Annotated in this window: 11 protein-coding genes and 1 pseudogene; 8 read left to right on the top strand and 4 right to left on the bottom strand. The window is 44.7% G+C overall.

Features of this window, described 5'->3' with window-relative positions:
• The first annotated feature begins 35 nt into the window (after positions 1 to 35).
• From JMX96_RS12190 to JMX96_RS12170, 5 genes are all read left to right on the top strand, one after another.
• Positions 36 to 2,096 carry a D-alanyl-D-alanine carboxypeptidase/D-alanyl-D-alanine-endopeptidase gene (locus JMX96_RS12190; protein ID WP_227677044.1) on the top strand — a complete coding sequence of 687 codons (2,061 nt, stop codon included), beginning with the start codon at positions 36 to 38 and terminating at the stop codon, positions 2,094 to 2,096.
• A gap of 64 nt (positions 2,097 to 2,160) precedes the next feature.
• Positions 2,161 to 2,646, top strand: coding sequence for an ABZJ_00895 family protein (locus tag JMX96_RS12185; RefSeq protein WP_057758504.1), 486 nt, complete (start codon positions 2,161 to 2,163; stop codon positions 2,644 to 2,646).
• A 185-nt stretch (positions 2,647 to 2,831) separates the two neighbouring features.
• Complete coding sequence (locus tag JMX96_RS12180) at positions 2,832 to 3,368, top strand: DUF421 domain-containing protein (RefSeq protein WP_201569360.1); 537 nt, start codon at positions 2,832 to 2,834, stop codon at positions 3,366 to 3,368.
• 84 nt (positions 3,369 to 3,452) lie between these two features.
• The gene (gene rlmH / locus JMX96_RS12175; RefSeq protein WP_057758501.1) at positions 3,453 to 3,941 is read left to right on the top strand and encodes a 23S rRNA (pseudouridine(1915)-N(3))-methyltransferase RlmH; all 489 of its coding nucleotides are present in this window, start codon (positions 3,453 to 3,455) and stop codon (positions 3,939 to 3,941) included.
• Positions 3,942 to 4,025: 84 nt separating this feature from the next.
• Positions 4,026 to 4,916: a DODA-type extradiol aromatic ring-opening family dioxygenase gene (locus tag JMX96_RS12170; protein WP_201569358.1), complete on the top strand. Its 891-nt coding sequence runs from the start codon at positions 4,026 to 4,028 to the stop codon at positions 4,914 to 4,916.
• Between the two features lie 29 nt (positions 4,917 to 4,945).
• Here the strand turns inward: JMX96_RS12170 and JMX96_RS12165 are convergent, their stop codons facing one another.
• Positions 4,946 to 6,439, bottom strand: a complete 1,494-nt coding sequence (locus tag JMX96_RS12165; protein ID WP_201569356.1) for an amidase — start codon at positions 6,437 to 6,439, stop codon at positions 4,946 to 4,948.
• Between the two features lie 324 nt (positions 6,440 to 6,763).
• Positions 6,764 to 10,135, bottom strand: coding sequence for a DNA translocase FtsK (locus JMX96_RS12160; protein ID WP_201569354.1), 3,372 nt, complete (start codon positions 10,133 to 10,135; stop codon positions 6,764 to 6,766).
• Between the two features lie 547 nt (positions 10,136 to 10,682).
• Here JMX96_RS12160 and trxB point away from each other — a divergent pair.
• From trxB to JMX96_RS12145, 3 genes are read left to right on the top strand one after another with little or no spacing between them, the layout of a single operon-like run.
• The gene (gene trxB, locus JMX96_RS12155) at positions 10,683 to 11,705 is read left to right on the top strand and encodes a thioredoxin-disulfide reductase (RefSeq protein WP_057758497.1); all 1,023 of its coding nucleotides are present in this window, start codon (positions 10,683 to 10,685) and stop codon (positions 11,703 to 11,705) included.
• Complete coding sequence (gene aat, locus JMX96_RS12150) at positions 11,706 to 12,512, top strand: leucyl/phenylalanyl-tRNA--protein transferase (protein ID WP_201569352.1); 807 nt, start codon at positions 11,706 to 11,708, stop codon at positions 12,510 to 12,512. It abuts the gene before it with no gap.
• Positions 12,513 to 12,542: 30 nt separating this feature from the next.
• Entirely contained in the window at positions 12,543 to 12,977 is a 435-nt protein-coding gene (locus JMX96_RS12145) for a MerR family transcriptional regulator (RefSeq protein ID WP_057758493.1), read from the top strand.
• Between the two features lie 259 nt (positions 12,978 to 13,236).
• Here JMX96_RS12145 and rimI read toward each other — a convergent pair whose 3' ends face one another.
• Complete coding sequence (rimI, locus tag JMX96_RS12140; RefSeq protein WP_201569350.1) at positions 13,237 to 13,731, bottom strand: ribosomal protein S18-alanine N-acetyltransferase; 495 nt, start codon at positions 13,729 to 13,731, stop codon at positions 13,237 to 13,239.
• 194 nt (positions 13,732 to 13,925) lie between these two features.
• Positions 13,926 to 14,110 (bottom strand): annotated as a pseudogene (gene tuf, locus JMX96_RS12135) (elongation factor Tu); the annotation flags it as partial.

The raw sequence follows: 14,110 nt of genomic DNA, 5'->3' as shown, positions 1-14,110 counted from the left end.
CATAGGCTGTTTTTGCCACCTGATGAAAGATGCTCATGCGATACCCTTCTAGACGCCGCCATTACCCTACTGCTGCAACCAAAATCACCACGCTTTGTCGTCATTTGCGACCGCTGAACCAACCTAGTAAACGTCTATCTAGGTTAGCGTTATTGGCAGCGGTTATAGTCGCACCAATACATGCACAAGCCATGTTGCCAGCAGCCATTCAAAAAGCCTTGGCGCGTGCCGACTTGACAGAAGCAGATATCAGCATCGTGATTACACCTGTGGGTGACAAGGCTGCCAGTCGTCTGCCTACTCCTATTCAAGTCATTGATAGTGATGAAACTGGCAGCCAATCTGCAGCTACTATAGTATCTGAACACCCAGTTACAAACGCCTCTACGGATACAATTAGCAGCGACCCGAGCCATCAGAGCGCGTTAGTTACCATAGAGCAGCGCACCATTGAGAAGCACGAGCGAAAAATACATGCCTATACTGATGACCCTTATACTTATCAGAGCGTAGAGAGCATTCCAACAGTCATCCCTAATGAATCTCAGCATACGCTTGATCAGAATGCCAAAGCCCAAGATACTGAGAGCAATAGTAAAGCCTCTATAAAGATTTCATTTTCGCCTTTGCTAGATCACCAGTCTGACATCCCTCGTACGCCTGCCAGCACCATGAAGCTCGTGCCTAGCTTTATCGCTTTGGACACTTTAGGGGCCGATTTTGTGTGGTATACACGGGTTTATCACACAGGTATTGTCATCGGCAACCGTCTACATGGTGACTTGATCATTCAAGGTAGTGGCGACCCAAAAATGACCCACGAGCGCTTAAAGCAGTTACTGTATAAAGTGCAAGCATCCGGTATTCGTCATATCGATGGTGACATCATCATCGACAGCACGGTTTTTAATGATGTTAGTAAAGATCCTGCCGCCTTTGACAACTCACCGCTACGTCCCTATAACGCCAGCCCAGATGGGTTTTTGGTTAACTTTAGCACCATTGGTATCAAAACTTACCCTCAAGATAATGGTCAAGCCAATGTGACCTATAAGCCGCGGTTAGCTAACTATCAGCTGCCTGCTACAATCAATACCCGTGCAGCCAGTTGTGGGCAAGCAAGCTATAGCCTAGCGCCGCAGTGGCAAAACACGCAGCTTGTGTTAAATGCCAATCTCCCAGAGAGCTGCGGTGAGCATGTCTTTTACGTAGCATATCCCAATGCCAAAGAGTTTGCCGCACACGTCATCGCTGCCAAATGGCAAGCATTAGGGAATACTTTGAGTGGACAGGTAATCTCACAAGAAGCACCTTACGATATGACCAAGACGACAAAACGAGCGCACGGACTTACGGCTATCGCGATGTCGCCTCTACCTATGGTCAGCTATCCGTCGTTGAATTTAACCGAGCAGATTCATGACATTAACCACTTCTCAAACAATGTCATGGCTGAGCAAATGGCGTTATCTATAGGCGCTTATGATAAAGAAAGGCTGACTCAAACAATACCTGCTAGCATAACTGCGACTAGTCCAAGCAGTCATGAAGTCAAAGCTAGCAATGAAGTCAAAGCTAATAATGAGGTGGATAGTAAAGTAGTAGCCGATAAATCTAATGGTAAAAAGGCTGATAGCTTATATCAATTTGGCAAACCTGCTACGACAGACTATCCAGCAGCCTTACAAACCATCAATCAATGGTGGCAAACCAACCTCAGTACGCCGCCGCCACATTTGACCAATGGCTCAGGGCTTTGCCGCGAGTGTACTATCACCGCAGCCAACCTAAGCGAGCTACTGACTTATGCTTACAGTCGACCAAATTTTGATGCCTATGTCGATTCGTTAGGTGTCGCTGGGGTTAGTGGCACTATTGCCGCCCATAGCGATCGCTTGCCTGAATCTGTAGCTACTGGTCGTGCATGGATAAAAACTGGCACGTTAAATAACGTCACCTCAATGGCAGGTTACGTCAAAGGGCTGTCAGGACAGGATTACGTTGTCGTCGGTATAATTAATACTGATCAAGCATTAAATCCTTATGCAGCGCGACCTATATTAGATGCCATGCTCGACTGGACAGCACAGCGCTGACACTTAACGCTTTAAGTCGATTTATTATCAATACTCTATTTTTTACCTTTATAAAGGTTAGCTTATGTCACGCCAGACAACCAGTCTCAACAAACCTCAAACACTTGTACAAGTGCAGCCCAAACTGGCACGATATGTCGGTTTTTTTGCGATTGGATACACGCTTGCCAGTACCATATTTATGATGATACAGACCAAACTTGCGCTCAATCCGCAATTGGTCATGGTGGTTTCTATTATCGTGGGTGCTTATATCGCTGTCAGTAAATTTATCAAACATCAGAAGCGAGCATTAGCGCGAGATGAGATTAATAAATTGATGTTTGGTGGGGTTGTGATTGTTTGGATGCTGACGGTCATTTATTTTTCAGCCATCTGGTTTTGGCTGTTTGATACGATAAGCCGTGAGGTATTGTTTGAGATGGCGATGCAGCGTCCACTGCCCCTGCTTTCATCATTAATGTTGATGCTAGTTCTCACTCTAGTCAGTGCGCGAATCAGTCTATGGTCTATCAATCGATTATTAGACCCTATACGCAAATCAACGTAAGTACAAACCATCATCTACAAGGTGCTACAAAGTTTTCCCCTGCTAATGCGTAAAATCCGTTAGGCTAAGTTTAGGGCGTGTCATTATTTTAAGAATAGTACTAAAAATGAGACAAAGTAAGACGCGCCCTAGTAAGTAAAATTTTAGCGATGACTTGTTTTACCTTTATAATAGGAGCGAGCATTATGGACATGATCTTTTTTGACAACATAGACAAGCTTGGTCGTATTGTTTTGACGACTGTTATGGTTTACGTGTTGATCGTGACAGTTACCAAAGTCTCTGGCAAACGCTCAACGTCACAGCTCAACAACTTCGATTGGATCGTAACGGTCATGATCGGCTCGTTAGGTGCCAGTACGATTTTGCTCAAAGACATTCCCTTTGTTGAAGGGGTTTCGTCTATTTTAGTATTGTACCTATTGCAATTTGTGGTGACCAAATATGCGGCTGTTTCACCGCAATTTAGTAACTTTATTTTATCAGAGCCGCGTATCGTTTTTTATCAAGGGCAGTTTTTGCCAGATGCCATGCGCGATGAGCGTTTGACGCGTCAAGAAATCGAATGTGCCATGCGTTCTGAAGGGATTAATAGTTTCGATGATGTCGAAGCCATTGTCTTTGAGTCTGATGCAAAGCTGACTGTCATTCCAAAGCCAAGCCAAGCGGACGATCAAAGCGCAAGTAGCAACGTATCAGAGACGATTAACCCTCTGATGTAAATTGCAGACAATGAAGAACGAGCGATACAATTATTAAGAACACGGCCTAATAAGCTTGAATTCAATTATCGAGATGTAAGCATTATGAAAGTAAGGATTTTGACCGTTGGCAATAAAATGCCTAGCTGGGTACAGACGGGTTTTGACGAATATTACAAACGCATTCAACCAATGCTAAGCACAGAAATTGTCGAAATTGCGGCAGCCAAGCGGGCAAAGAACCCTTCAGATGCCAATTTGGCGCAGTACCGTGAGCAGGAAGGTCAGGCTATATTAGCTGCTCATAATGCATCGAGCCGCGAGCAATTATGGGTACTAGATGTCAAAGGCAAGATGATTTCGACAGAAGGATTGGCTGATAAGCTCGCTGATGGCATGCTGCAAGGCGATGATATTGCCTTGGTCATTGGCGGTGCAGATGGTGTCTCGCCAGAAGTATTGGCAAAGGCCGATGCAAAATTATCACTATCAGCACTGACATTGCCGCATCCGCTAGTGCGCGTCGTACTTATGGAACAATTGTATCGCGCGATGAGTATCAACAACAACCACCCTTATCACCGTGGTAATTAAATAAAATACTGAGCTATTTTTTCGATTTAAAACATTGACCCTAAAGTAGATTGAAAAACTGGCGCACGCCCTAATAAATGCAACATGAAATATCCAAAACGTGCGACACCCAACGCCTCTAAGCCCTCTCATCAACGTGATGACCATCATAGTGTGCAGACGCCTATCACAGCGGCTGCCGCATGGGGAAATACATCTGATGTAGCGACGAATACATCTAAGCTACCAGCGCTCTTTATCTCGCATGGCGCACCTACGCTTGCAATTGAGCAGTCTGCGACGACCAGTGCACTGGCACGTATCGGTCAAAACTTACCTAAGCCACGTGCCATTGTCATTATGTCAGCGCATTGGCAGTCAGCAAAGCTAGAGATTAGCAGCAATCCACAGCCAAAGACGTGGCATGATTTTTCAGGATTTTCGCCTGAACTTTACGACATTCAGTACCCTGCTATAGGCCAGCCAGCGCTTGCTGAGACACTTGCGCAGCAGCTGACCGCACGTGGCATCACTTGTAGTGTCAATCCAGTACGTGCCTGTGATCATGGTGTGTGGGCGCCGCTCAGACATCTGTATCCAGAAGCCGATGTGCCTATCGTACAGATATCACTACCACAGCATTATGACAGTACTGCCTGCTATCAATTAGGCGCACAATTGGCACATTTACGTGATGAGCAAATCCTCTTCATCGGTTCAGGTAACATTACGCATAATTTGCAAGCATTGCGCTGGGAAGCTGACAGCATCGATCAAGCAGCCAAAACGTTTAAGCAATGGTTGTTGCAGCAGCTCAAAATAGACATTCCCACGGCGCTCGATTGGCAGCAATACCCAGACTACAAGGAGATTCATCCAAGTGATGAACACTTGCTACCGTTGTTTTTTGCATTAGGTACTGGTCAGCGTGTCTCTGTCGTTCATCAAAGTATGGCCCATCATAGCTTGGGTATGGATATCTATCGCTTTGATTGAGTGTTATCAATCCAAACCATAGCTTAACCTTACTTCTCAAAAGCGTGTTTGGTAAATAAACCTGCGCGCTCCATCTCGCCCGCCACACTGAATAATGTCGCTTCATCATTCATGCGCCCGATTAACTGCATACCAATCGGTAGGCCTTTTTTGCTCATACCGACTGGTACTGACATTGCGGGTAACCCTGTAACATTACCCAATAACGTAAAACCCATCTTACCTAATACAGGGGCACTGAGCTTTTCTATCATGCCTGAGCTAAAGGCATATCTACCCATGTTAAAGCCCTTGTTAAGCACCTCGGCGCTACGCATCATCATCTCATCCATACGGCTAGGCGGTAGTACACCATGCTTTACCGCAGGCGTGGGCACAGTCGGGCACAAAATCATATCGTAGTCTTCTAGCAATAGACCCGTCTGATACTGGCTATGATGCCAGCCATGTTTGGCATGTGCCAAATCAACCGCTGACAATGAGCGCCCAAGCAGCGCCATATTATAGGTTTGTGGCTCTAAGTTTTTGACGTGGTCAACCCCAAACTCACGCTCGATATTATCAATCGTAAAAGCAGTATGCGCGCAGACCACAACGATAAAGTCATGCCAAAACTGCTCAATATTGATGTTTGGCTCGGCTGGTACTACTTCATGACCCATAGACTCTAATTGCTTAGCCGTTTGCTCAAGTACCGTTAGTACCTCTTTGTCTACTGTCGTATTGGCTATCAAAGGCTGCTGATGCAAAGCGATTTTTAGCTGTCGCGGCGCACGCATTGCCGCTTGCAAAAAGGTTCCGTCTGGCGGAGCAATAACATAAGGGCCGCCAATCTCTGCTCCACTAGTGGCATCTAGCATCGCCGCACTATCGCGTACTGAACGCGTAATCACGTGGTCAGCCACGGCCCCCTCCCAGCCTTCACCAAGATTAGGGCCCATTGGATTACGTCCGCGGCTTGGCTTTAACCCAAACGTACCGCACCAAGCAGATGGGAAACGTATCGAGCCGCCACCGTCACCACCACCTGCCATCGGGACAATACCGCTCGCAACTGCTGCTGCACTGCCCCCTGACGAGCCGCCAGAGCTATAGCCTTTTTTGAAAGGATTGTGAGTAGCGCCATGCGCTTTTGGCTCAGTGGTGATAATCAGACCAAACTCAGGAGTATTAGTCTTGCCAAAAGTATTAACGCCTGTCGCTTTCATCCGTTTGACGATTTCGCTGTCTTTTTCTGAAATGATATTGACACTGCGGCTGCCCATCGTAATAGGTTCGTCGGCGAAGCTAAATGATAAATCTTTTAGTAAATACGGCACGCCAGTAAATGCACCTGAAGGTAAACCCGCCTGCGCAGCATTGTAAGCACGCTCATCAAAACGATGCACGATGGCATTTAGCTTAGGATTGATTTGATTGGCTTGATGGACAGCAGCGTCTAGCAATTCCTTTGCGCTGACCTCACCTGAATTGACCAATGCCGCTAAGGCTAGTCCATCATATTGAGTATATTCTTTAAACATAACCAACCTTCCTTGGAGAGTAATTTTATTAAGACTATGTAACACTCGTATTTTCTAAAATTAATGACTATTTTTTCATAAACTCCTGTCAGTTTAGTATAAAAAACCGTGCCTGATATTTGATAAACGGACTCGTTAGTCATCTGGTCGGTTTCGTCAACTAATGAACCAATATGCGAATCTACTTTTCGCACCCTAGAGCATACTGAATAATAAGAGCTTACCTCTAAACCCTCAATTTATGAAAGCATTATTAAGTTTCTTCCATAAAAAAACGAGCCATTTTCATGACTCGCTTTTTCGTTATCAACTTAAGGATTAATCCTACATCAATAGTTCACGTTTGCCACTTTTACCCATAGAGCTGACCAATCCAGCTTCTTCCATAGAGTCGACAATACGCGCAGCACGGTTGTAGCCGATGCTGAATTTACGCTGAATGCTTGAGGCAGAAACTTTACGTGTTTCCATGATAAAGGCCACGGCATCATTATATAAATCATCATCTTCACCAGAGGCATTGGCTGTACTACCACCGCCTGGGCTAGATAATTCAAAGTTGCCTGCCATATTATCAATATAATCAGGGGCGCCGCGCTCACGCCAAGCATCACAGACACGGTTAACTTCTTCGTCACTGACGTAAGCACCATGCACACGATCTGGCTCAATCTGCCCTGGTCCCAAGAACAACATATCACCGTTACCTAGCATGTCCTCAGCACCGCCACTATCTAGAATCGTGCGTGAATCGACTTTTGAGTTGACTCGTAGTGCCGCACGCACTGGGATGTTGGCTTTAATCAGACCCGTAATGACATCGACTGACGGACGCTGAGTCGCTAGCATTAAATGAATACCTGCAGCACGCGATTTTTGCGCCAAACGTGTGATGAGCTCTTCGGCTTGTTTACCAACCTGCATAATCATATCGGCAAACTCATCCGCGACAATGACAATCATGGGTAAGGTTTTTAGCTTGGGTGCTTGGCTAATACTTACGCTGTCATTCGGACGCCATAGAGGATCGAGCATAGGATTGCCTGATTTCTCCGCCGCGATGACCTTCTTATTGAACTCATTGAGCTTACGAACCTTTAGCAAACTCATCAGCTGATAGCGTCGTTCCATCTCAGCCACACACCATGACAAGCTACTAGCGGCTTCCGTCATATCGGTGACTACTGGCGTTAGCAAATGCGGAATATCATTGTAATTGGCAAGCTCAAGCTGCTTTGGATCAATCAAAATAAGACGCAGCTCATTGGGTGTATATTTGAGTAGCATAGATAGTAGCATCGAGTTGACCAATACTGATTTACCAGAGCCTGTAGTACCAGCGACCAGCATATGCGGCGCACGCGCAAGGTCGGTAATGATTGGGTTACCACCGATATCTTTACCCATTGCCATGCTAATCTGCGCTTTCGGGTCTTTGAACGTTTCGGTATTGAGCAGTTCAATCAAACGTACCATTTCACGTTTCTTGTTAGGCACTTCGATACCGATGTAGGGTTTGCCTGGAATTACTTCGACCACACGCAAAGAGGCCATAGATAGTGAGCGCGCTAAATCACGTGAGATACCTGTGACTTTACTAGCCTTTACCCCAGCAGCCAACTCTACTTCGAAACGGGTGACAACAGGCCCTGGAATAGCATTAACCACAGAGGCTTTTACGTTAAATTCTTGTAGCTTAATTTCTAATAACTCAGACAGTTTTTCAAGCTCAGCCACAGTGTAGCTAGGCTTGCGGTCAGGATCAGGCTTATCCAATATAGACACTTCTGGAATAGGCGTTAGACTGCTGCGATAAGCTGCCGTTTGCATCGAGCGTGATTTTTGACTAAAAGCTGCGTCATCACTAATATGCGGCATGACCGGTACATTAGTGTCGTCATCACTGTCGTCCTCTGGCATCATATCAGTGATATGGTTGCTGCTATCGCCCTCTGGGACAGCAAAACTAACAGATGGTTGCGCGGGCGCTTTCTGATCAGGCTGTACATTTGAGACTGGGCTAGTCACTTCCACCGTTGGCGCTGCTTTTGGATTGGCAGGAGGCGTATTGGTTGGTGTCATGTCTGAAACGTCTAACACATCTGACAATGCAGGCTCAGTCTCTACTGTTACCGGAGCGACTTCAGGCTCAGAGACTATTGACGCATTATTAGTCTGTGGCAACTCTACAGGCGTATCAGACAGTTGATTGGCTGAATCCTGTGCAAAACTAATAGGCTCTTCTACGATAGGTTCTGGTGTCTTCTCTTGTACGATTGGCTCAGCTGCTACGGTTTCCTGAACAGGCTTAGAGTCTACTAGCGTTTCTACGATAGATTCTGTAGGTTCTGGTATATTACCATGCTCTGCCAACCATGCTTCTGCCAACTTATCTACTTCCACAGTCTCATATGTCGTAGAGATTTTAGGATCAGCAGGTTCAACGACTGGCTGACTGGCTAAATTACTACTCACTGACTCATCAACTGATGGCTGAGTTAGTGGTTCTTTATCATGTATATCTGGTTGAGCAACCGCTTCCATCGTTGTAGTGGTCACAGTAGCAGGCACTGATTTCTCTAACGATGCTGTGGCACTAGCACCCGTTTGGGAATAGTTAGGTACAGGCATAGCCGAGCTGTCCATACCCTTGGCACTGTAGGCCATTTGCTCACTTGCAAGTAAATCATCGACCGTATTGGCATCATTCCACGCAAAGCTTGGCTCAACTTTGCGAGCAATAGGTGCAGTCAAGTTTGAAACTAATGGCTGGACTGCATTGTTGGCTGTATTATCAGTAGCAGCGTTAAGCGTTTCTGTATCGGTATTTACCTGACCACCTTTTGAGCTATTAGGTGTCGCCGCTGCTTTTGCTGCGATGACAGAGGCTTTGACACTATCTGCCAATCCTGAGGTTGCCAAAAAGTCTGACAATACACTACCGAAACGTCCGCTACTGCTAACGTCTTGAGTACCGCTAGTATTTTCAGCAGACTGCAACTCCAGTGGCAGCTGCTCATGCTCTACTTTTTTATCTACCGACTCATCTAGTTTCTGGCTATCATCTTGTGATGTACTGCTCGGTTCAGTAGCTTCAATAGAATCCTGATTTTTTACACCTGAACCAAGCCACGACAGCGCACGAACCTTTTGATATATCGTCATCCAATGGATATTAAAGGCAAACGTAGCGGTAATCACAACGAATACTGCTAAGAAAACCACACTCCCCCACTGCGATAGCAGCTGTGCCAAACGCGCTTGTAACTCTAGCCCGATGATACCACCTGCGATACCTTCGAGGCCGATTGCGTCAGGGTTCGTAACTTGTTGAACTAAAGAGACCAATTGTGCAAATAATGCGCTAGCACTTAATAGTAAAAACACATAAGCGACCAATCGCATGAGCCAAAACGTTGGCTTGTTTTCCCACCAAATCAAGATAGATTCATAAACCACAAACGCCAAAAACCACCAAGCACCAAACCCAAAAAAGCTATAAAGCAAATCGGATAACCATGCGCCAGCCTCGCCGCCCATATTGTTAATCGTGGTCATATCACTACTGATGTGCGACCAGCTAGGATCGTTGCCTGTATAAGTCATCAAAATGACAAACAGATAAACGGCCAGTATTAACCCAAGGAGGGTAAACATTCCCTTTTTTAAATACTCAATAAGCGGTGCTGATATCACGTAAGATCTGCCTTGTTATTAATACTAAATGGTCGCCAATGCATGACTAAGCCTAATCATGCTGACATAAAGTGTTGACATAAATGTACCGAGCGAAGTGTTTGTTTGGCATGTGCCGATTGTAGAGCCTTTAAACAACCGTTATCGCTTGGCTCCTACTACACTTGGCATAACTTCTTATAATAACAAATACATAGGTACAGTGGCGACAGTCTTATCAAGAAAGCGTGTAAGAAAGTAAATCAGTAGACACTTTGCGTAAGAAAACAGTTGGTTAGCGAAACAATAGTGGCAAAATATGGCTAACTGTATTGCCTAAATTCTATAAAATAGTCTCTGTTTTTGCACTTATGTTCTAAGGTTATTTATTCTTTGATTCTAATGATACCTGTGTTTGTTTTAGCAAACTTGCACTTTGTGCACTGTGCCCTTATGTTATTATCACACAGCAATTAGAAGAAGCATATTCGTAGTCATTTTTGATATTCGTCTTTTATTATATTTATAACTTACATTTTTAATTCGTATATTTAGCAAGGAACAACTCATGGCAACTGACACTACTGCTCCACGTCACGAAAAGCTCATTATCTTAGGTTCAGGCCCTGCTGGCTACTCTGCCGCAGTTTATGCAGCACGCGCTAACCTTAAACCAGTTATGGTCACTGGTATGGAAGTCGGTGGACAATTAACCACCACTACCGAAGTCGACAACTGGCCAGGCGATGCGCATGATTTGACAGGTCCTGCATTGATGGAACGTATGAAAGCGCATGCTGAGCGTTTCGGTACTGAACTGGTCTATGATCATATCAACGAAGTAAACCTAAACGAACGTCCTTTTCAATTGACAGGTAACAACGGTAGCTATACTTGTGACGCGCTCATTATTTCAACTGGCGCCTCTGCACAGTACTTGGGACTAGAGTCAGAGACCAAGTTCAGAGGGCTTGGCGTATCAGCCTGCGCTACTTGTGATGGTTTCTTTTATAAAAACCAAAAAGTTGCGGTGATTGGTGGTGGTAACACAGCGGTTGAAGAAGCTTTGTACTTATCTAATATTGCGTCTGAAGTGACCTTAGTACATCGCCGTGACAGCCTACGCTCTGAGAAAATTCTGCAAGACAAGCTGTTTGAAAAAGCCAAAAATGGTAATGTCAAAATCGAATGGAACCATCAAGTAAAAGAAGTGGTCGGTGATGACATGGGCGTCAATGGCGTCGTCATCGAATCTATGATTGATGGCAGCACCAAACAACTAGATACAATGGGTATGTTTGTCGCTATTGGTCATAAGCCAAATACTGACTTGTTCAAAGGTCAATTAGACATGAAAGATGGCTATCTGATCGTTAATAGTGGCTTGAATGGTAATGCTACTCAAACCAGTATTGAAGGTGTGTTTGCCGCAGGTGACGTAGCCGATCACGTTTACCGTCAAGCCATCACTTCTGCTGGCACTGGCTGTATGGCTGCGCTGGATGCTGAAAAGTACTTGGATGCATTGGGCGAAACCGTCGCTCGTGACCACACTTATGATTCAACCCTAACTGCAGATAAAGAAGCCTAAATGGGCAACTTTACTCAACAGCACGATAAACACATTACGCCTGAGACTTTAAAAAGTCTTGGGCGTTATGACTTTCCTGATCCCATTTCTATCGATCCTGATGGTATTGGCATTGTCGCTATGGGCGGTGACTTAGCGCCTGAAACGCTGATATCAGCCTATGCTCAGGGGCTATTTCCTTGGTTTAACGAAGATGAGCCTATTGCTTGGTGGTGTCCCGAGCCACGTTGTGTGATTGTCCCATCTGCCTATCAACCGAGCAAGTCTCTACGTAAGCAAGCAAATCGCGAACGTTGGCAAGTGACGCTCAATCAAGCCTTTGACGATGTCATACATGCCTGTAGCTTACCGCGTAGCGATGGCCTTAATGACAATCAGCCTGAAGGCGAGCATACTTGGATTCATGATGAGATGATCGAAGCTTATACCAAATTGCATGCGCAAGGCTTTGCTCATAGCATTGAAGTTTGGGACGAGGCAGGTCAACTGATTGGCGGATTATACGGGTTAAAGATAAACGGCATCTATTTTGGTGAGTCAATGTTTCATCAAGCGTCTAATGCGTCAAAGCTAGCATTTTGGGGTCTGATGCGCCTGTGTGAGCAAAGTGATGTCGCACTCGTCGACTGTCAATTACCGAACGATCATTTAATGAGTTTAGGTGCCACTACTTTACCACGTGCTGATTTCCTAGCTCAGTTAGACAACTTAATAGGCAGCCAGTCTGTGCCATGGCAAAGGCACTCTCATAAACCGTTAGCTGTATCATTACTGGATAGCGAATCGCCTTGGCAACCAGAGTTATGATTATCATAGCGAAAAAAATAAGAGGTTATTATGGCACTTGATACATCGTTTCTATTGATTGGTGAGCTAGCAGCAAAGGCCAATACGACCAAAGATACGGTTCGCCATTACGAGCAATTAGGCTTGCTAAAATCTCGCAAGCGTCAGGCAGGCTCACGTTTATATACCGAGTTTCATCCAGAATGTATCGAACGCATAGAGCTGATCAAAAGTGCGCAAGCTATTGGTTTTACGCTTACTGAAATCAAAAACAGCTTAAATGATTATTATGATGGTCACTTGGATATCGATTCACAGCTTTTACTCACACAGCAGAAGCTAGAACAAGTTAAAAAACAGCAAGCCAATATCAGCATAATGGTGGAGTTACTGAGCGAACGCTTGGATATTTTAGGTCGAATGAAAGCAGATAGTGATTATCAGCTTGATGTAGAAGTCTGTAAAAAGAAAATTCCTTTGCAATAAAGCTTAGTCAATTCTGCTCTTATATCGTAGCTGTTATAGCTACTTTTATCATCGCCGTTTATTTTTTATTAGGGCGTGTCCTCATTTTAAAAATGGTGATAAAAATGAGATAAATTGCCGTCAAACGAGGAAAATAGTGCAGATAATATCGAGATATTGACCAACTATTTGACGATGTTTGGCAAAATTTAGCTGTTTTTAGCCCATTTAGAGGACACTCGTTTGAATTGAGGACATGCCCTAAGCTTTACTCACTTCATTAAATATAAGTATGCTGCATGATTAATGCATCGACTGCTGGTTTATGTGGCACTTTATAATAGCCTTTGCGTCTATGAATGATGCTAAATGCTTGTTGCTCGTATAACGCTATCGCCGCTGCATTATCGGCACGTACTTCTAACAAAAGACTCTCTACCTGATTAAGCTGTAACAGCTCATGCAGCCTATTCAATACCTGCGAAGCAATACCTTGGCGTTGGTGCTCTGGATCAGTTCCGATACGTAACACCTCTGCTTGCTCAAAAGTCACTTGATATAAGCAATAGCCAACTATCTCACGATGAGAGACACCCTCCTCTTTCGCTTGATCATAAGCAATCAATAGGCAAATACTGTCCTGCTCAAGTAACTTAGTCAATGTTTTCTGGTTCCAAGCATCATCCGGCTGCACCATCGCCTCTATATTAGCGACGGTTTGAATAACGTTTTCGAGTTCTACTGCATTCATTGATAATACTTCTATCGCAAACATGACGTTCCTTTTACACGATTATTATTAGGCTGTTTTTATTATTATATTATACTTAGATGATATATGTAGAGCTTGCCATACATTCATGTAGACCCGTAATTATACAATCAATATTTCTCAAAAAAAAAAGGCCACCCTAAATAGGATGGCCTTTTTTATGACTAATTCATAAGCTCATTACTGAGAATTAAGTCTTAGTTCAATACGTTAGCAACAACACCAGCGCCTACAGTACGGCCGCCTTCACGAATTGCGAAGCGAAGACCTTTGTCCATAGCGATTGGGTGGATAAGCTCTACGCCCATCTCAACGTTATCACCAGGCATTACCATTTCAGTACCGTCTTGTAATTGGATTGCGCCAGTTACGTCAGTAGTAC

The sequence above is a fragment of the Psychrobacter sp. JCM 18900 genome, assembly GCF_904846625.1.
In the GTDB taxonomy this organism is placed as follows: Bacteria; Pseudomonadota; Gammaproteobacteria; order Pseudomonadales; family Moraxellaceae; genus Psychrobacter.
This window is presented reverse-complemented; position numbering and strand designations above follow the sequence as displayed.

Excerpts from the sequence above, each read along its gene's own strand:
- JMX96_RS12190 (WP_227677044.1), top strand. The coding sequence starts at position 36 with ATGCGATACCCTTCTAGACGCCGCCATTACCCTACTGCTGCAACCAAA.
- JMX96_RS12185 (WP_057758504.1), top strand. The coding sequence starts at position 2,161 with ATGTCACGCCAGACAACCAGTCTCAACAAACCTCAAACACTTGTACAA.
- JMX96_RS12180 (WP_201569360.1), top strand. The coding sequence starts at position 2,832 with ATGGACATGATCTTTTTTGACAACATAGACAAGCTTGGTCGTATTGTT.
- rlmH (WP_057758501.1), top strand. The coding sequence starts at position 3,453 with ATGAAAGTAAGGATTTTGACCGTTGGCAATAAAATGCCTAGCTGGGTA.
- JMX96_RS12170 (WP_201569358.1), top strand. The coding sequence starts at position 4,026 with ATGAAATATCCAAAACGTGCGACACCCAACGCCTCTAAGCCCTCTCAT.
- JMX96_RS12165 (WP_201569356.1), bottom strand. The coding sequence starts at position 6,439 with ATGTTTAAAGAATATACTCAATATGATGGACTAGCCTTAGCGGCATTG.
- trxB (WP_057758497.1), top strand. The coding sequence starts at position 10,683 with ATGGCAACTGACACTACTGCTCCACGTCACGAAAAGCTCATTATCTTA.
- aat (WP_201569352.1), top strand. The coding sequence starts at position 11,706 with ATGGGCAACTTTACTCAACAGCACGATAAACACATTACGCCTGAGACT.
- JMX96_RS12145 (WP_057758493.1), top strand. The coding sequence starts at position 12,543 with ATGGCACTTGATACATCGTTTCTATTGATTGGTGAGCTAGCAGCAAAG.
- rimI (WP_201569350.1), bottom strand. The coding sequence starts at position 13,731 with ATGTTTGCGATAGAAGTATTATCAATGAATGCAGTAGAACTCGAAAAC.